The sequence below is a fragment of the Streptomyces sp. NPDC093225 genome (genome assembly GCF_044753805.1).
GTDB lineage: Bacteria > Actinomycetota > Actinomycetes > Streptomycetales > Streptomycetaceae > Streptomyces.
On sequence record NZ_JBIVNX010000059.1, the window covers coordinates 24,548 to 41,288 of the forward strand.

At 72.0% G+C, this 16,741-nt stretch carries 15 protein-coding genes; 6 read left to right on the top strand and 9 right to left on the bottom strand.

The features are described from left to right. Nucleotides 1-213: 213 nt before the first annotated feature. From ACIQCH_RS33630 to ACIQCH_RS33660, 7 genes are all read right to left on the bottom strand, one after another. Complete coding sequence (locus ACIQCH_RS33630; RefSeq protein WP_402587287.1) at nt 214-1,152, bottom strand: siderophore-interacting protein; 939 nt, start codon at nt 1,150-1,152, stop codon at nt 214-216. Between the two features lie 25 nt (nt 1,153-1,177). Continuing rightward, on the bottom strand, nt 1,178-2,212 hold the full coding sequence (locus ACIQCH_RS33635) for an ABC transporter substrate-binding protein (protein ID WP_402587289.1): 1,035 nt from the start codon (nt 2,210-2,212) through the stop codon (nt 1,178-1,180). 218 nt (nt 2,213-2,430) lie between these two features. Continuing rightward, nucleotides 2,431-4,332, bottom strand: coding sequence for a hypothetical protein (locus ACIQCH_RS33640; RefSeq protein ID WP_402587291.1), 1,902 nt, complete (start codon nt 4,330-4,332; stop codon nt 2,431-2,433). A gap of 221 nt (nt 4,333-4,553) precedes the next feature. Beyond that, nucleotides 4,554-5,714: an acyl-CoA dehydrogenase family protein gene (locus ACIQCH_RS33645; RefSeq protein ID WP_402587293.1), complete on the bottom strand. Its 1,161-nt coding sequence runs from the start codon at nt 5,712-5,714 to the stop codon at nt 4,554-4,556. 6 nt (nt 5,715-5,720) lie between these two features. Further along, the gene (locus ACIQCH_RS33650) at nt 5,721-6,662 is read right to left on the bottom strand and encodes a hydroxymethylglutaryl-CoA lyase (protein WP_402587295.1); all 942 of its coding nucleotides are present in this window, start codon (nt 6,660-6,662) and stop codon (nt 5,721-5,723) included. Then, a complete protein-coding gene (locus tag ACIQCH_RS33655) occupies nt 6,659-8,662 on the bottom strand; it encodes an acetyl/propionyl/methylcrotonyl-CoA carboxylase subunit alpha (protein ID WP_402587297.1) in 2,004 nt (667 codons plus the stop codon). The genes ACIQCH_RS33650 and ACIQCH_RS33655 overlap by 4 nt, the downstream gene beginning before the upstream one ends. Nucleotides 8,663-8,667: 5 nt before the next feature. Beyond that, nucleotides 8,668-10,284, bottom strand: a complete 1,617-nt coding sequence (locus ACIQCH_RS33660; RefSeq protein WP_402587299.1) for a carboxyl transferase domain-containing protein — start codon at nt 10,282-10,284, stop codon at nt 8,668-8,670. An 88-nt stretch (nt 10,285-10,372) separates the two neighbouring features. On the opposite strand from ACIQCH_RS33660, the gene ACIQCH_RS33665 reads away from it, so the two are divergent. The 4 genes from ACIQCH_RS33665 (at nt 10,373) to ACIQCH_RS33680 (ending at nt 12,633) form a co-directional block, all read left to right on the top strand. Further along, complete coding sequence (locus ACIQCH_RS33665) at nt 10,373-10,984, top strand: TetR/AcrR family transcriptional regulator (protein WP_402587300.1); 612 nt, start codon at nt 10,373-10,375, stop codon at nt 10,982-10,984. 110 nt (nt 10,985-11,094) lie between these two features. After that, nucleotides 11,095-11,901 carry a phosphatase gene (locus ACIQCH_RS33670; protein WP_402587302.1) on the top strand — a complete coding sequence of 269 codons (807 nt, stop codon included), beginning with the start codon at nt 11,095-11,097 and terminating at the stop codon, nt 11,899-11,901. Nucleotides 11,902-11,995: 94 nt separating this feature from the next. Continuing rightward, nucleotides 11,996-12,214, top strand: coding sequence for a type II toxin-antitoxin system VapB family antitoxin (locus ACIQCH_RS33675; protein ID WP_402587304.1), 219 nt, complete (start codon nt 11,996-11,998; stop codon nt 12,212-12,214). Beyond that, nucleotides 12,211-12,633: a PIN domain nuclease gene (locus ACIQCH_RS33680; RefSeq protein ID WP_402587306.1), complete on the top strand. Its 423-nt coding sequence runs from the start codon at nt 12,211-12,213 to the stop codon at nt 12,631-12,633. The genes ACIQCH_RS33675 and ACIQCH_RS33680 overlap by 4 nt, the downstream gene beginning before the upstream one ends. On the opposite strand, the gene tesB is transcribed toward ACIQCH_RS33680, so the two are convergent. Together tesB and ACIQCH_RS33690 are read right to left on the bottom strand one after the other, a co-directional pair. Further along, the gene (gene tesB / locus ACIQCH_RS33685; RefSeq protein WP_402587308.1) at nt 12,634-13,506 is read right to left on the bottom strand and encodes an acyl-CoA thioesterase II; all 873 of its coding nucleotides are present in this window, start codon (nt 13,504-13,506) and stop codon (nt 12,634-12,636) included. It lies immediately after the preceding gene. 5 nt (nt 13,507-13,511) lie between these two features. Then, a complete protein-coding gene (locus ACIQCH_RS33690; RefSeq protein ID WP_402587310.1) occupies nt 13,512-14,669 on the bottom strand; it encodes an acyl-CoA dehydrogenase family protein in 1,158 nt (385 codons plus the stop codon). A 214-nt stretch (nt 14,670-14,883) separates the two neighbouring features. Here ACIQCH_RS33690 and ACIQCH_RS33695 point away from each other — a divergent pair, with 214 nt between their 5' ends. Then, complete coding sequence (locus ACIQCH_RS33695) at nt 14,884-15,561, top strand: IclR family transcriptional regulator (RefSeq protein ID WP_402587312.1); 678 nt, start codon at nt 14,884-14,886, stop codon at nt 15,559-15,561. A gap of 105 nt (nt 15,562-15,666) precedes the next feature. Further along, entirely contained in the window at nt 15,667-16,131 is a 465-nt protein-coding gene (locus ACIQCH_RS33700) for a hypothetical protein (RefSeq protein ID WP_402587314.1), read from the top strand. Nucleotides 16,132-16,741 lie beyond the last annotated feature (610 nt).

Genomic DNA, 16,741 nt, shown 5'->3' on the forward strand with positions numbered 1-16,741 from the left:
AGTCAGGCCCCAGCCGGAAACGGTGGGGCCTGACGCGCTGACTGCCTTGGAAACGAAGGGAGTTGGGGACTCCGCGCGCGAGCCGGGGGGACCCGCGCGCGGAGGTCTTGCGGGGCTGCTGACGCGAGGGGTGCACGCGTCAGAGCGCTTCTCCTCGGGGCGCTCGCCCCAGGGAGCGGGCGCCCCGGACGCTCGCCCTCGGAGCGCTCGCCCTCAGAGCGCGGACTCGGGGTCCTCGCTGGGGGCGCGGCCGGAGTACGCCTCGGCGAGGAGCTCCTCCTCGCTGGCGCCGAGCCGCCAGTAGCCGGTGAAGCGCACCGCCCGGCGGTCGAGGGCGCGCTCCTGGACGAGGTGGCGGCGCGCCGCCCGTACGGTGCCGGCCTCGCCCGCGAGCCAGGCGTACGCCGACCCGTCCGCGATCCCGGGCAGCTCGGCGGCGCGCAGCGCGCCCACCACCGCGTCGGCGCGCGCGGCACCCGTACCCGGGTCCCGGACCAGCCAGGTGAACTCGGCCTCGGCCGCGGTCTCCAGTGCCAGCCGGTCGTCCTCGTGCGGGACCTCGAAGACGGCCCGGACGCGGTGACCCGCGGGCAGGGCCGCCAGGATCGCGGCCGCGGCCGGCAGCGCGGTCTCGTCGGCGTACATCACGAGCAGGTCGGCGTCCGGGCGGACCTGGAAGCGGACCGACTTGTTCGCCGCCACGCGCGGGCCGATCGCCATGATGCGACTGCCCTCGCGGGCCCGGCCGGCCCAGTTCGAGGCGGGCGAGGAGTCCCCGTGCAGCACGAAGTCGATGTCGACCTCGACCGCGCCGCCGGGCGCGGTGCGCTGCTCGCGCACGGTGTAGGAGCGCATCACCGGCATCTCGTCGGCCGGCATCCCGCGCCAGGCGGCGAACCAGGTGTCCTCGTCGGTCGACGGGAGCACGGTGTGCTCGACGTGCGGCTGCGGCAGGAACAGCGACAGGCTCTGGTCGCGGCCGCCGGAGCGGAAGTCCGCGAGGGACTCACCGCCGAACGTGACGCGCAGGAAGGAGTGTCCGACGCGGCGGGTGCGCAGTACCTCCAGCTCGAAGAAGCCGAAGTGCAGGGCCGCCCGGTCGGCGTCGGTGGTCGTGGAAGTGGTCGTGGCAGTGGTCGTGCTCGTGGTCATGGCGTGGATCCCCCTGGTCGTGCGGTCAGCTGACCTTCTTGGCCTTCTCGACCGCGGCGGCGAGGTCCTCCAGGATCGGGGCGCACTTGTCGTACGAGAAGATCGGCTCGGTCACGCGCGGGATGACCTGGCCGGCCTTGACGGCGGGCAGCTGGTTCCAGGTCGGCTTCGCCTTGAGGTCGTTCGCCTGGAGGGTGCCCGTGCGGTTGTCGAGCATGATGATGTCGGCCTTGTACGTGCCGACGTTCTCCCAGGACAGCTCCTCGAAGAAGCCCTGGGCGTTGACCTTCGGCTCCACGAAGGTCAGGCCCAGCTCCTGGAAGTAGCGCGTGTCCGCGCCGGGCTTGGCGGCCGAGACGTAGAACAGGTCGGCGCTGCCGGAGCCGATGAGCACCTTCAGGCCCGGGTTGGCCTTGGCGGCCGAGCGCAGCCGGGCGGCGGCCTTCTCGAAGCGGGCCTTGGCGTCGGCGACGTTCTTGGCCTTCGGGTCCGCGCCGAGGGACTCGGCCAGCTCGGCGTGACGCTGGATCACCTTGGGGATGGTGGTGTCGGCGGCCCACAGGGCGACGCTCGGGGCCAGCTTGAGGATCTTGTCCTTGGACTCGTCCGGCACGAACCAGAGCTGGTCCTTGATCCACATGTTGGTGATGAGCACCTCGGGCCCGAGGGCCGCGTACTTCTCGACGTTGAACTCGCCCCAGACGTTGCCCAGGATCTCCACCTTGGAGATGTCGAGCGAGCCGGCCTGCACGTCGGGCTTGCCGTCGGGCAGCTTCGTCGGGCCGAACACGCCCTTGACCGGGACGCCGAAGTCGTGGAGCGCGGCGGCGGTTCCGGTGAAGGCCACGATGTTCTTCGGGACGGCCTTGGTGCTCACCGTGGTGCCGCGGTCGTCCTTGAAGCTCCAGGGGCCCTTCTTGGCGTTGTCGGCGGAGCCGTTGCCGGAGTCCTTTTTCGTGTCGCCGTCCCCGCACGCGGCGAGCACGGCACCGAGGCCGAGGACGCCGCCGGCGGCGAGGACGCCGCGACGGGAGAGGTGGGCAGCACGGGACTTGGGCATGTCGGTGTCCGCTTTCGTACGATCCGGTCCGGCCACGCGGGCCGATTCGGAACGTAGGTTAGCCTAACCTCAGCCAATTCAGGTAAGGGAGTCCTTACTTTTTTGCCGTCAGGTGGGGTGCTGCGCTGCGCGGCCGGTGGGTAGGGGGTGCGCGTCGAGGGCCCCCCGCCGGGTGGCGGGAGGCCCTCGTCGCGTTCACTGCCCCTGGGGGCGGGGGATCAGCTGTCGGTGACCGTCAGCTCGGAGTGCTCGACGGAGCAGGGGCTGGTGGCCGGGTTGTGGTTGGCGTCGCCGGAGTACAGGACCCTCCAGTGGTACTCGCCGTCGTTGGTGGCGTCGATGCTGAAGTTCGTGTTGTTCGTCGCCGCGGAACCGCCGACGAGCGGGACGTTCAGCTCCTCGTGCACGGGGGGGAGGCTGCACGTGGTGTCGTTCGGACCGTACAGGCGGAACGTGACGGTGCCGGTGGGGGTGCCGCCCGCGGTCGCGGAGACCGTGGCCGAGTCCTGCGGGAAGAACTCCTGCGCGGTGGCGACCGTCGCGGGGGCCTTGTCCACGACCAGGGGTTCGGTCAGGCAGGGGCTCTGTGCCGACATGTTCTTGGCGTCGCCGCTGTAGACGGCCTGCCAGTAGAACGTGCCGACCGTGTTGAACTGCAGCGAGTCCGAGTTCGGGACGACACCGTTGACGACGGTCTTGGTGCCGGCGTCACGCGGGTTCAGGGTGCAGAGGTTGTCGGTGTAGACGGTGTACGTGACCGTGCCGCCCGCGTCGGAGGTCGCGTCGCTGAGGGTGGCCGAGTCGAAGGCCGACTGGCCGAGCGTGATCGTGTCCGCCGAGAGGTCGGTGGCGATCGACGGCCGGGTCTTCTGGACCACGCTCGTCTCGTTGGCGTCCCCACAGGCCGTCGCGGCCGGGGCGTTGTTGGCGTCGCCGCTGTAGGCGGCGGTCCAGAAGTAGCTGCCGACGGCGGCCGGGAAGAAGCTGCCGGAGCCGTAGTTGCCGGGGCCGCTCACCGGGACGGTGGAGGTGAAGACCTGGGCGCCCGGGGCGCAGCCGGCCGCGTTGAACGCGCGGAAGACGATGTTCCCGCCGGCGTTGGCGGCGACGCCGCCCAGCGTCGCGGTGTCGCTGATCGAGCTGCCGATGGTGACGGTGTCCGAGGCGGTGGTGATCAGCGAGGCGCAGTTGGTGATCTGCACCCGCTCGGGGGCGATGAAGTCCTTCAGCTCGGAGTTGAAGGCGTCCGAGGAGCGGCTCTTGACGTAGGCGGAGCCGAAGCTCGTGCAGGCACCGCCCGACGGGAAGATCGCGTTGAACGAGATCGCGGCCTCACCGAAGGTGAAGGGGGACAGGGCGCCGAGGCTGCCGGCCTGGTTCGCAGGGATGGCGGTGGTGTTCACCGAGCCCAGGGCCAGCGGGTTGGCGCCGCCGCTGATGATCGAGGGGGCGCCCCAGGCGGAACCGGTCCAGTTGCGGAGGGAGATGATCGGGACGGTGCCGCCGTTGGCGAGGTCGTACGTGATCAGCTTGTCGCCGATGGTGCGGACCGGGGTCGCGGTCTCCATCGACCCGTTGTTGGCGCAGTTCGTGGGCGTCGCGGTCGGGTCGCAGAACTTCTGGTTCAGCTCGAAGTCCATGTTCGTCGTGCCGGACGGGTTGTTGACCCGGCGCCAGAACAGCTCCAGGAACTTCGGCGTCGTGTTGGTCTCCGTGAACACGCCGAAGTTCAGCAGGTCGCTCTTGTTGGGCGGGATCGATCCGAGGACGATCGTCGGGTTCGGGTCGTCCTCCTTCGAGCCCTGGCCGAAGGCGTCGTCGGTGGAGCCGCTCGGCCGGTCGGTCTTGACGCCCTGCGGGTTGCGGAACGGGGTGCCGGTGCCGCCGGTGAGCCAGTCGATGCAGTCCACGCCGCCGTTGACGATGAGGTTGGCGTTGACGTCGATCTCGAAGTGGCTGCCTGCGAGCACGTTCGCCGTCGTACACGTCTGGGCGGCCGCCGTCGTCGCGGTGGCCAGCGCCAGGGGGGCGGTGAAGGACGCCGAGAGCACGGCGGTCGCGAGCGCGGCCCGCAGGCGGCGGCCGGGCGACGAGAGGGGCGACTGCACGGATCTGATCACTGCAGATGCTCCATTGCTAGAGGGCTGGGGGCCGCAACGTAGCACCGCAAAATTGGTCAAATCACGCAACGCTCCCGCGTGGGTGGAAAGGCGATATGGGCGTATTAGTGAGCATTGGACGGTCATCCGCGGCATCGAAGTGCTGCAGAAACGAAAAAGCGCCGAAGCCCCCGCGGTCAGGTCGCGGGGGCTTCGACTTCCCCTGAACACCAGGGCAACGTCTAAGCGGTGAAGCCGAGTTCCCGGGCGATCAGCATCCGCTGGACCTCGCTCGTGCCCTCGCCGATCTCGAGGATCTTCGAGTCGCGCCACATGCGCGCCACCGGGTACTCGTTCATGAACCCGTACCCGCCGTGGATCTGGGTCGCCTCGCGGGCGTTGTCCACCGCGACCGTGGAGGAGTACAGCTTCGCGATCGCCGCCTCCTTCTTGAACGGCTCGCCCGCCACCAGGCGCGAGGCCGCGTCCCGCCAGCCGATCCGGGCCATGTGCGCCCGCATCTCCATGTCCGCCAGCTTGAACTGGATGGCCTGGTTCGAGCCGATCGGCCGGCCGAAGGCCTCCCGCTCCTTGGCGTACTTCACCGACTCGTCCACGCAGCCCTGCGCCAGACCGGTGGCCAGGGCCGCGATGGCGATGCGGCCCTCGTCGAGGATGCGCAGGAACTGGGCGTACCCGCGACCCTCCTGACCCACCAGGTTCGCCACCGGCACGCGCACGTTGTCGAACGACAGCTCACGGGTGTCCGAGGCGTTCCAGCCGACCTTGGAGTACGGGGCGGCCACCGTGAAACCGGGGGTGCCGGAGGGCACGATGATGCTGGAGATCTCCGGGCGGCCGTCCGCCTTGCGGCCGGTGACCGCGGTGACCGTGACCAGGCCCGTGATGTCCGTGCCCGAGTTCGTGATGAAGCACTTCGAGCCGTTGATGACCCACTCGTCGCCCTCGCGGACGGCCGTGGTGCGGGTGCCGCCGGCGTCCGAGCCGGCGCCCGGCTCGGTCAGGCCGAACGCGCCCAGCATCTCGCCCGCGCACAGCTTCGGCAGCCACTGCTGCTTCTGCTCGTCCGTACCGAAGAGGTAGAGCGGCATGGCGCCCAGCGAGACGCCCGCCTCCAGGGTGATGGCGACCGAGGAGTCGACCCGGGCCAGCTCCTCCAGGGCGATGCCGAGGGCGAGGTAGTCCCCGCCCATGCCGCCGTACTCCTCGGGGAAGGGCAGGCCGAACAGGCCCATGCGGCCCATCTCGGCGACGATCTCGTACGGGAACTCGTGGCGCTCGTAGAAGTCGCCGATCTTCGGGGCCACCACGTCGTGGGCGAACGCCTCGACGGTACGGCGGAGTTCCTCGTGCTCGGGGGTGAGCCGGTGGTCGAGGGGCATGGGTCGTTACTCCTTGTGGGAGAGGGCGCGGACGGTACGGGAGGGGCTGGGGCGACCCAGCTGTTCGGCCATCCACACGCTCGTGGCGGTGAGCTTGCCGAGGTCGACACCGGTCTCGATGCCGAGGCCGTCGAGCATCCACACCAGGTCCTCGGTGGCGAGGTTGCCGGTGGCGCTCTTGGCGTACGGGCAGCCGCCGAGGCCGCCGGCGGAGGCGTCGACGGTGGTGACGCCGTGCTGGAGGGCGGCCAGGGTGTTCGACAGCGCCTGGCCGTAGGTGTCGTGGAAGTGCACGCCGATCCGGTCGGTGCCCACGCCCTCCTCGTTCAGCTGCGCCAGCAGTGCCTGGACGTGCCCCGGCGTGGCCACGCCGATGGTGTCGCCCAGGCTCAGCTCGTCGCAGCCGAGGTCGAGCAGGGCCTTGGCGACCCGGACGACCTGGTGGACCGGGACCGGGCCCTCCCACGGGTCGCCGAAGCACATCGACAGGTAGCCGCGCACGTGCATCCGCTCGGCCCTGGCCCGGGCGACGACCGGCTCGAACATGGCCAGGGACTCGGCGACGGTGCGGTTCAGGTTGCGCTGAGCGAACGTTTCCGTGGCCGAGCCGAAGACCGCGATGCGGGTGGCGCCGAGCTCATGGGCCCGGTCCAGGCCGCGCTCGTTGGGCACGAGCACCGGCAGGTGGACGTCCTCGAGGTCCGCCAGCTGCGGGAACAGCTGTTCCGCGTCGGCCAGCTGGGGCACCCACTTGGGGTGGACGAAGCTGGTCGCCTCGACGGTCGTCAGGCCCGCGTCCGCGAGGCGGCGGATGAACTCGGCCTTCACCTCGGTCGGCACGGCCGACTTCTCGTTCTGCAGCCCGTCGCGGGCGCCGACCTCGTGGATCCGCACCCGCGCCGGCAGGCCGGCGCCGGGCACGCTCATGGGCAGTCCGGGGACGCTCATGCCGTTTCCTCCTCCGCGTCCGGGGTCACGACGGCGAGGATCTGGTCCATCGCGACCGTCGTGCCGGGGATGACGTCCAGCTCGGCGACCGTGCCGTCGTGCGGGGCGGAGATGACGTGCTCCATCTTCATCGCCTCGACCACGAGCAGGCTCTGACCGGCCGTGACCTTGTCGCCGACGGCCACCTTCACGACCGTGACCGTGCCGGGCATCGGCGCCGCGAGGGTGTCCGCCCCGGCGTGCGCCCGGCCGGACAGGCTCGCCTCGACGGGGTCGTACGCGGTGACGTGCCAGGTGTCGCCGTCCCGGCCCAGCCAGACCCCCTCGGGGGAGGTGGCGTGCGCGAACGCGTGCGTGACGCCGTCGAGCTCGACCGTCACCCGGTCGGCGCCGCCCGCCACGAGCCGGGCCCGCAGCGCGTCGCCGCCGGGCAGCAGCACCTCGACGCCGCCCGCGACGGCGCGGGTGCGGACCTCGACCGGGTCCTGGCCCGGGATGCGGAAGGGGTGCACGGTCCAGGCGGGGGTGCCGCCCAGCCGCCAGCCGTTCGCCGACCCGAACGGGTCGACCCAGCCCGCCCCCCGCTGCGCGGGGGCCCCGCGCAGCAGCGCGGCCGTCGCGTACACCTCGGCCGGCACGCCCTCGGGCAGCAGGTCGGCGAGGTCGCGCTCGACCAGGCCGGTGTCCATGTCGCCCGTGACGACCGACGGGTGGGCCAGCAGACGCCGCAGGAAGCCCGCGTTCGTCGGCACGCCCAGGATCACCGTGTCCGCCAGCGCCGCCCGCAGCGACCGCAGCGCGGCGGCCCGGTCCGGACCCCAGGCGATGACCTTCGACAGCATCGGGTCGTACGTGCTGCCCACGTCCACCCCGGCCGTCAGGCCCGAGTCCGTACGGACCGGGCTCGCGTCCGGCTCCGACAGGGCCAGCACCCGGCCGCCGGACGGCAGGAACCCGCGTGCGGGGTCCTCGGCGCAGACCCGCGCCTCGATCGCGTGCCCGTCCAGCCGCACGTCGGCCTGCGCGAGCGGCAGCGCCTCGCCGGCCGCCACCCGCAGCTGGAGCTCCACCAGGTCGAGCCCGGTCACGAGCTCGGTCACCGGGTGCTCCACCTGGAGCCGGGTGTTCATCTCCATGAAGTAGTACGAGGACGGGTCCCCGCCCGGCACGATGAACTCCACCGTGCCCGCCCCGACGTACCCGCACGACCGGGCCGCGGACACCGCCGCCTCGCCCATCGCTGCCCGGATCTCGGGGGTCAGCAGCACCGAGGGGGCCTCCTCGACCACCTTCTGGTGCCGCCGCTGCAGCGAGCACTCGCGCTCGCCGAGGTGGATCACGTTCCCGTGCCCGTCCGCCAGCACCTGGATCTCGATGTGCCGGGGTCGGTCGATCCACCGCTCCACCAGCAGCGTGTCGTCACCGAAGGAGGAGCGGGCCTCGCGACGGGCCGCCGCGATCTCGTCCGCCAGCAGCGCCGCGTCCCGCACCAGCCGCATGCCCTTGCCGCCGCCGCCCGCGGAGGGCTTGAGCAGCACCGGCATGCCGATCTCGGCGGCGGCCGCGGTCAGTTCGGCGTCCGACAGGCCGCTGCCGGAGGAGCCGGGCACGACCGGCACGCCGGCCGCCTTCACCGTCTCCTTGGCGCGGATCTTGTCGCCCATCAGGGAGATGGCGCTCGCCGGCGGGCCGATGAAGACCAGTCCCGCGGCCTCGCAGGCGGCCGCGAAGCCGGCGTTCTCCGCGAGGAAGCCGTATCCCGGGTGCACCGCCTGCGCGCCCGTGCGCCGGGCCGCGTCGATCAGCTTCTCCACCGACAGGTAGCTCTCGGCGGCGGCCGCCGGGCCGATCCGCACCGCCGTGTCGGCCTCCCGCACGTGCTTGGCGTCGGCGTCGGCGTCGCTGAAGACGGCGACCGACCGGATGCCGAGCGCGCGCAGGGTGCGGATGACGCGGACCGCGATCTCACCGCGGTTGGCGACCAGAACAGAGTTGAACATCGTCCTCACATCCGGAAGATGCCGAAGCCGCTGTCACCCAGCGGGGCGTTGGCACAGGCGGTCAGCGCGAGCCCCAGCACCTGCCGGGTCTCCATCGGGTCGATCACGCCGTCGTCCCACAGCCGGGCCGTGGCGTAGTAGGCGTTGCCCTGCTCCTCGTACTGGGCGCGCACCGGAGCCTTGAAGGCGTCCTCCTCGTCGCCCGACCAGTACTCCCCGCGGGCCTCCATCTGGTCCCGCTTGACCGTCGCCAGCACGGAGGCGGCCTGCTCGCCGCCCATGACCGAGATCTTGGCGTTCGGCCACATCCACAGGAAGCGCGGCGAGTACGCCCGGCCGCACATCGAGTAGTTGCCGGCGCCGTACGAGCCGCCGACCACGACGGTCAGCTTCGGCACGCGGGTGCAGGCCACGGCGGTGACCATCTTCGCGCCGTGCTTGGCGATGCCGCCGGCCTCGTAGTCGCGGCCCACCATGAAGCCGGAGATGTTCTGCAGGAACAGCAGCGGGATGCCGCGCTGGTCGCACAGCTCGATGAAGTGCGCGCCCTTCTGGGCGGACTCGGCGAACAGGATGCCGTTGTTCGCCACGATGCCGACCGGGTGCCCGTGGATGTGGGCGAAGCCGGTGACCAGCGTCGTGCCGAACTCCGCCTTGAACTCGGCGAACCGCGACCCGTCCACGATCCGCGCGATGATCTCGCGGGCGTCGTACGGGGTGCGGGAGTCCACGGGGACCGCTCCGTACAGCCCCGCCGGGTCGACCTTGGGCTCCTCGGGGGCCTGCACCGGCCACGGCAGCGCGCCGCGCTCGGGCAGGGTGGCCACGATGTTGCGGACGATCCGCAGCGCGTGCGCGTCGTCCTCGGCCAGGTGGTCGGTCACGCCGGAGACGCGGCTGTGCACCTCGCCGCCGCCCAGCTCCTCGGCCGTGACCACCTCGCCGGTGGCGGCCTTCACCAGCGGCGGGCCGCCCAGGAAGATCGTGCCCTGGTTGCGGACGATCACCGCCTCGTCGCTCATCGCGGGGACGTACGCCCCGCCGGCGGTGCAGGAGCCGAGGACCGCGGCGATCTGCGGGATGCCGGCCCCCGACATGCGGGCCTGGTTGTAGAAGATCCGCCCGAAGTGCTCGCGGTCGGGGAAGACCTCGTCCTGCATGGGCAGGAAGGCGCCGCCGGAGTCGACCAGGTAGAGGCAGGGCAGCCGGTTCTCCAGGGCCACCTCCTGCGCGCGCAGGTGCTTCTTGACGGTCATCGGGTAGTACGTGCCGCCCTTGACGGTGGCGTCGTTCGCCACGACGACGCACTCGCGGCCGCTGACCCGCCCGATGCCCGCGATCACGCCGGCGGCCGGGGCGGCCCCGCCGTACATCTCCTCGGCGGCCAGCGGGGCCAGCTCCAGGAACGGGGAACCGGGGTCGAGGAGCGTGTCCACCCGGTCGCGCGGCAGCAGCTTGCCGCGCGCGGTGTGCTTGGCGCGGGCGCGTTCGCCACCGCCCTCGCGCGCCGCCGCGAGGCGGGCCCGCAGCCCTTCCGTGAGCTCCTGGTGGGCGGCCTCGTTGGTCCGCCAGGCCTCGGACGCCGGGTCGGCGGCGCTCGCCAGCACTGGTGCCTGCTGCATCCCTCGAGCTCCCTTGCTCGGTTAATGAGCGTTAACGCGTTTCCTTCAGGTTAACGAGCGCTAACAGCGCTGTCTAGAATGAATTCCCATGAGCACCAGAGCCGAAGCCGCAGCCACCGGAGCCACTGGCGTCACCGCGGCCCCGAGCCGCCGCGAGCAGATCCTCAAGGAGGCCGCCCGACTCTTCGCCGAGCGCGGCTTCCACGGCGTGGGCGTGGACGAGATAGGCGCCGCCGTGGGCATCAGCGGCCCCGGCCTCTACCGGCACTTCGCCGGCAAGGACGCCATGCTCGCGGAGCTGCTGGTGGGCATCAGCGAGCGCCTGCTGACCGGCGGCCGCCACCGCGTGGCCGAGGCGGCCGGCGACCCGGCCGCGGTGCTGGCCTCGCTCATCAACGGGCACATCGACTTCGCCCTCGACGACCGGCCGCTGATCACCCTGCACGACCGCGAGCTGGACCGGCTGCGCGAGGAGGACCGCAAGCTGGTGCGACAGCTCCAGCGGCAGTACGTCGAGCTGTGGGTGGAGACCGTACGCGCGCTGCACCCGGGCGTGCCCGAGGCCGAGGTCCGGGTCGCCGTGCACGCCGTCTTCGGCCTGCTGAACTCGACCCCGCACCTGGGGGCGGTCGGGCGCGGGGCGACGGAGTCGCTGCTGCGGCGGCTGGCCTACGGGGCGTTCGCGGCGCTGTCGGACTAGCGCCGGGCGGCGTCCGGGCGTGTCGCGCCGCCGGGGCGACGGGCCGGATTCCCCGGACGGCGGTCCGACTATCGGGACGTGTCGCCCGCGCCGGGCCCGGCGGCGGCAGAATGATCCCCATGCCGATATCCAGCCAGGTACCCAGCCGAGCCGAACTCACCGACCACCTCGTCCGCACGCGTATCGCCGGCCAGGTCGCCACCCCGCGCGAGAACAACCTGAGCCACTACCGCAAGCTCGCGAACGGTGACCGCCACTACTGGCTGGGCCTGGACCTGGGCGACCGCTGGACCGACGAGCAGGACGTCCTCGCCGTCATGGCCGAGCGCTGCGGCGTCGTCGACGACCACGACCACCGCGCCGGCCAGGACACCATCGACCCCGAGCTGACCGTCGCCGCCCTCGACCGGCTCGCGGCCCGGCTGCGCAAGGCCGCCGTCGACAAGCAGAGCGTGCTGCTGGCCACCGGCCACCCGGGCGGCCTGCTCGACGTCCACCGCGCCACCGCCGACGCCCTGCGGGCGGCCGGCTGCGAGATCGTCCGCATCCCCGGGGGCCTGACCGCGGACGAGGCGCAGGTCTGGCAGTTCGCGGACGTCGCGGTGCTCGAGCGGGGCGCGACCCTGTGGCACACCCACTCGCCCGCCCCGATGGCCGCCATCCTCGACGGTCTCGCGGCCGAGGGCCGCCCCCAGCCCGACCTGGTCGTCGCCGACCACGGCTGGGCCGGCTGCGCGGGCCAGCGCGGTCTGGACTCCGTCGGCTACGCCGACTGCAACGACCCGGCCCTCTTCCTCGGCGAGTCCGAGGGCACCCTCCAGGTCGTCGTCCCCCTCGACGACCACGTCCGCGACCCGCGCTACTACGACCCGATGACGGCGTACCTGCTCAACGGGGCGGGGTTGCTGGAGGGGTAGCGGCTGCGGCTCACCCGGCAGGGTGACGACCGTTGTCGTGACGGATTCGGCGCGCCTATCCTTTATATGGATCGACTCATTGGAGGATATGGCGATGCCGAAGATGTCCAACCTCTACGTCGAGGTCGACGACGAGGCGCTCAGCGAAGCCGCCTCGATACTGGGTACGAAGACCAAGAAGGACACCGTCAACGCCGCCCTCCTCGAGGTGGCGAAGCGCCGTCGTCGTCTCAAGGCGCTGGAAGCACTCACCGCCATGGCCGAGCGCGGCGACTTCGAGATCTTGAAGGACAAGGCGAACTACCGTCGATGAGCGCAGTGACACACCTCATCGACACGTCCGCGATCGTGCGCGTCCTCGAGGACAAGAACGTTCAGGCCCGCTGGGTCGATCACCTGGTCGAGGGCGTCGTCGCGGTCTGCGAGGTCACCGAGTTGGAGTTGCTGTACTCCGCCAGGTCGCTCGGGGACCGGATCTCCAAGCAGGAACAGCTGGCCGAACTGTTCAACTGGGTGCCCATGCCCGATGACGCCGTACGTCGCGCGCTCACGGTGCAGCGCATGCTCACGGACAGGGGCGAGCACCGGAGCGCGGGCCCGGTGGACCTGCTCCTGGCGGCCACGGCGGAACTCAACGGTCTCACCGTCCTGCACTACGACGCCGACTTCGAGACGGTGGCCCGGGTCACGGGGCAGCCCACCGTCTGGGTCGCCCCGCCAGGAACGCTCTGATCAGCGCGGGACGCGGACCACGCCCTCCTGGATGACCGTGATGGCCAGCTGGCCGTCCTGGGTCCAGATGCGGGCCTGGCCCAGGCCCCGGCCGCCGTGGGCGGTGGGGGACTCCTGGTCGTACAGCAGCCACTCGTCGGCCCGGAACGGCCGGTGGAACCACATCGCGTGGTCCAGCGAGGCCCCGACCACGTCGCCGACCGCCCAGCCGCCACGTCCGTGCGCGAGCAGGACGGCGTCGAGCAGCGTCATGTCGGAGACGTAGGTCGCCAGGCAGGTGTGCAGCAGCGGGTCGTCGGCCAGCTTGCCGGCCGTACGGAACCAGACCTGCGAGCGCGGCTCCACCGGCACGCCCACCGTCCCCCACGGGGGCGTCGTGGCGTACCGCAGGTCGACCGCCCCGCGCGCCTCCAGCAGCCGCCCGACCGTGCCCGGGTCCCGGAAGACCTCCTGGTAGCGGGGCAGCGCCTCGGCGGCCGTCGGCAGCGACTCCGGGTCCGGCGCCGCGGGCATGACGGCCTGGTGGTCCAGCCCCTCCTCGTACGTCTGGAACGACGCGGAGAGGTGGAAGATCGGGTGGCCGTGCTGCACGGCGACGACCCGGCGCGTGGTGAACGAGCGCCCGTCGCGGATCCGGTCCACGGAGTACACGATCGGCGCGCCCGGGTCGCCGGGCCGCAGGAAGTACGAGTGCAGCGAGTGCGCCGTGCGGTCGCCGGGCACCGTACGGCCGGCCGCGACCAGCGCCTGCGCCGCGACCTGCCCGCCGAAGACCCGCGGGATCAGTGCCGAACGGCTCAGCCCACGGAAGATGTTCTCCTCGATCTGCTCGAGGTCGAGCAGATCGAGGAGTGAGGTGAGTGCCTCGTTCAAGTGGATTACAGGCCCATCGACTTGGCGATGATCGACTTCATGATCTCGCTGGTGCCGCCGTAGATGCGGTTGACGCGGTTGTCGGCGTACAGGCGGGCGATCGGGTACTCGTTCATGTAGCCGTAGCCGCCGTGCAGCTGGAGGCAGCGGTCGATGACGCGGTGCGCGACCTCGGTGCAGAACAGCTTGGCGCTGGCGGCCTCGGCCGGGGTCAGCTCGCCCGCGTCCAGGGCCTCCAGGGCGCGGTCGGCGACGGCCTGGGCGGCGTCCACCTCGGCCTGGCAGGCGGCCAGCTCGAACTTGGTGTTCTGGAAGTGCGCGACCGGCTTGCCGAAGACGGTGCGGTCCGTCACGTACTGCTGGGCGAACCGGACGGCCGCGGCGGCCTGGGCGTACGCGCCGAAGGCGATGCCCCAGCGCTCGGACGCCAGGTTGTGGCCGAGGTAGTAGAAGCCCTTGCCCTCCTCGCCCAGCAGGTCCTCGACCGGGACCTTGACGTCGACGAACGCCAGCTCGGCGGTGTCGGACGTGCGCAGGCCGAGCTTGTCGAGCTTGCGGCCGATCGAGTAGCCCTCCGCCTTGGTGTCCACGGCGAACAGCGAGATGCCGAAGCGGCGGTCGTCCTCGCTCGGGGCGGAGGTGCGGGCGCAGACGATCACGCGGTCGGCGTGCACGCCACCGGTGATGAAGGTCTTGGAGCCGTTGAGGACGTAGTGCGTGCCGTCCTCGGAGAGCTTGGCGGTGGTCTTCATGCCCGCGACGTCGGAGCCGGTGCCCGGCTCGGTCATCGCCAGCGCCCACATCTCCTCACCGGAGACGAACTTCGGGAGGAAGCGCTTCTTCTGCTCGTCGGAGGCGAGCATCTTGATGTAGGGCAGGGCGAGCAGCACGTGCACGCCGGAGCCGCCGAAGTTCACGCCCGCGCGCGCGGTCTCCTCGTAGAGGACGGCCTCGAACTTGTGGGTGTCCAGGCCCGCGCCGCCGAACTCCTCGGGGACGTTGATGCCGAAGACGCCCAGCTCGCCGAGCTGGTAGTAGAAGTCTCGGGGCGCCTGGCCGGCGGCGAACCACTCGTCGTAGACCGGGACGACCTCGGCCTCGATGAAGGCCCGCAGGGTCTCGCGGAACGCCTCGTGGTCCTCGTTGAATACCGTACGGCGCACGGCCGCCTCCCTCCGTCGCGCGGCCGATGCCGCCTGTCTAAGCGCTTGCTCAGACTATTAAGTTACCGCCCGGTCACCGCGCCTGTCCATAGGAGCTCGGACACGCCCGCCAACCCTTCGCGAACGGCCTCCGCCGCGTTGCATCCTGCTGTGTCGGGCAACGGCGCCGCGCCAGGGGGGATGCGGCCGGACCGGCCCGGTTCGGGGGAACACCATGGGCACACCCGCCCCGCATCAGGGCCGCGGAGTACTGGAGGGCGCCTTCGCCCTGCTGGAAGCGCTGCGCCTGCACGGCGACGAGGCCGGCGTCACGGAGCTCGCCGTCGCCTGCGGCGTACCGAAGGCGACCGTGCACCGGCTGCTGGACCAGCTGGCAGCCGTAGGCGCGGTGGAGCGCCGCGGCACCCGCTACCGGACGGGCCCGCAACTGTTCCGCCTCGGCCAGGGCTGGCAGCCCCACCCGGGCCTGCGCGCCGCCGCCCGGCTCCCGCTGCACCGCCTCCGCGCCGCCACCGGCGCCAGCGCCGTCCTGACCGTCCTGCGCGAGGACCTCGCGATGACGGTCTGCTCGGTCCCCGGCGAACCCGAACCCCTGGTCCCCGTCCGCGACGGCATGAGCTTCCTCCTCGACACCGCCGCCGGCCGCGCCCTGCGCGGCCCCCGGCGGACCGCCCCGCTCCTGGACCGCGAGACCGTCATGGACGGCGTGGCCTGCGCCGCCGTCCCCGTCCGCACCCCCGACGGCCGCACGGTCGCCGCCCTCGCCGGGGTGGTCCGCGCGGGCCGCCCCCTGGAGGCCCTGGCCCAGGCCGTCACCGACGCGGGCCTGGCCATCTCCCGGGCCCTGTCCCGCCACGCCGCGCCCCAGCTCCCACCGGTGGTCCGCCGATAGCCGTTCCACTCACCGGAACGCACGTGGAGCGCCCCCGCGCCCCACGGGCACGGTGGACCCACCACCGGGAAAGCCCCGGCGGCCGAACACCCACGGGGGAACGACATGCTCGGCACGAAGACCCGCCTCGCCACCGCCACCGCCCTGGCCCTCACCACCCTGACGGCCCTGGCCGGCGCGGCCCAGGCCGCGCCCGTCGACCAGGTCCGCATCGAGCTGCTGGAGCTGACCTGCCACCAGCAGAGCGAGGGCGACCACGACGAGGCCTACATCAAGATCACCGACGCCAACGGCAACCAGATCAAGGTCTGGCCCGGCTCCGCGAAGTACCAGACCATGGGCACCAACTACGTCCGCTCCCTGACCGACGCGAACGGCAACGCCGCCCTCGTCCTGGGCCGCGACCAGGCCCGCACCCTCACCCTCTGGGACGACGACACGACCAGCGGCGACGACAAGCTCGGCGCCACCCTCGTGACGGGCTCCGAGGCGGACGCGGAGATCCAGTACCGCTCCCTGGAGGGCTCCGGCGGCGTCTACACGATCGCCTACCGCGTCATCGACATCTGACGCGACGGCCACGGCCGACTCGGCCACCTGGCACGACCGACCGGTGGGGCGTGACGATCGTTGGGCGGCCCCACCGGCCCGCACCCGCCACCCGACCAAGGGGGTGCAGCGACCGTAAGCGGCTACGTCCAGCCCCCGCCGGCCCGGCAGCCGCAGAGCCGACCAGTAGGGGTAGCGACCGTGGGCGGCTTATGTCCGGCCCCCACCCAGCCGCACCCGCCACCGCACCGGAGGGGCGTAGCGATCGTGGGCGGCTTATGTCCGGCCCCCACCCAGCCGCACCCGCCACCGCACCGGAGGGGCGTAGCGATCGTGGGCGGCTTATGCCCAGCCCCCACCGGACCCGGAGGCCGCCACCCGAACCGGAGGGGCGTAGCGATCGGAGGCGCTGACCCCGCCGGCCGGACTCGACAGGCCGAAGTCTTCACACCTGCCCCGGGCGTCTTTCCGGGGCCTGTCCGCCGAGGTTTTGCCTTTCCGGGCCGGGTCGGGGCGTCAAGGGTGGAGCGCAGCGGAATCGCCGCAGGCGACGCCCGAAGGGCGCCCTTGACGCCCCGACCCGGCCCGGAAACCCTCGGCAGGCGGACAGGCCCGACACCGCCCACCCACC

Coding starts and splice junctions, on each gene's coding strand:
- ACIQCH_RS33630 (WP_402587287.1), bottom strand. CDS start 1,152: ATGACCACGAGCACGACCACTGCCACGACCACTTCCACGACCACCGAC.
- ACIQCH_RS33635 (WP_402587289.1), bottom strand. CDS start 2,212: ATGCCCAAGTCCCGTGCTGCCCACCTCTCCCGTCGCGGCGTCCTCGCC.
- ACIQCH_RS33645 (WP_402587293.1), bottom strand. CDS start 5,714: ATGCCCCTCGACCACCGGCTCACCCCCGAGCACGAGGAACTCCGCCGT.
- ACIQCH_RS33650 (WP_402587295.1), bottom strand. CDS start 6,662: ATGAGCGTCCCCGGACTGCCCATGAGCGTGCCCGGCGCCGGCCTGCCG.
- ACIQCH_RS33655 (WP_402587297.1), bottom strand. CDS start 8,662: ATGTTCAACTCTGTTCTGGTCGCCAACCGCGGTGAGATCGCGGTCCGC.
- ACIQCH_RS33660 (WP_402587299.1), bottom strand. CDS start 10,284: ATGCAGCAGGCACCAGTGCTGGCGAGCGCCGCCGACCCGGCGTCCGAG.
- ACIQCH_RS33665 (WP_402587300.1), top strand. CDS start 10,373: ATGAGCACCAGAGCCGAAGCCGCAGCCACCGGAGCCACTGGCGTCACC.
- ACIQCH_RS33670 (WP_402587302.1), top strand. CDS start 11,095: ATGATCCCCATGCCGATATCCAGCCAGGTACCCAGCCGAGCCGAACTC.
- ACIQCH_RS33675 (WP_402587304.1), top strand. CDS start 11,996: ATGCCGAAGATGTCCAACCTCTACGTCGAGGTCGACGACGAGGCGCTC.
- ACIQCH_RS33680 (WP_402587306.1), top strand. CDS start 12,211: ATGAGCGCAGTGACACACCTCATCGACACGTCCGCGATCGTGCGCGTC.
- ACIQCH_RS33695 (WP_402587312.1), top strand. CDS start 14,884: ATGGGCACACCCGCCCCGCATCAGGGCCGCGGAGTACTGGAGGGCGCC.
- ACIQCH_RS33700 (WP_402587314.1), top strand. CDS start 15,667: ATGCTCGGCACGAAGACCCGCCTCGCCACCGCCACCGCCCTGGCCCTC.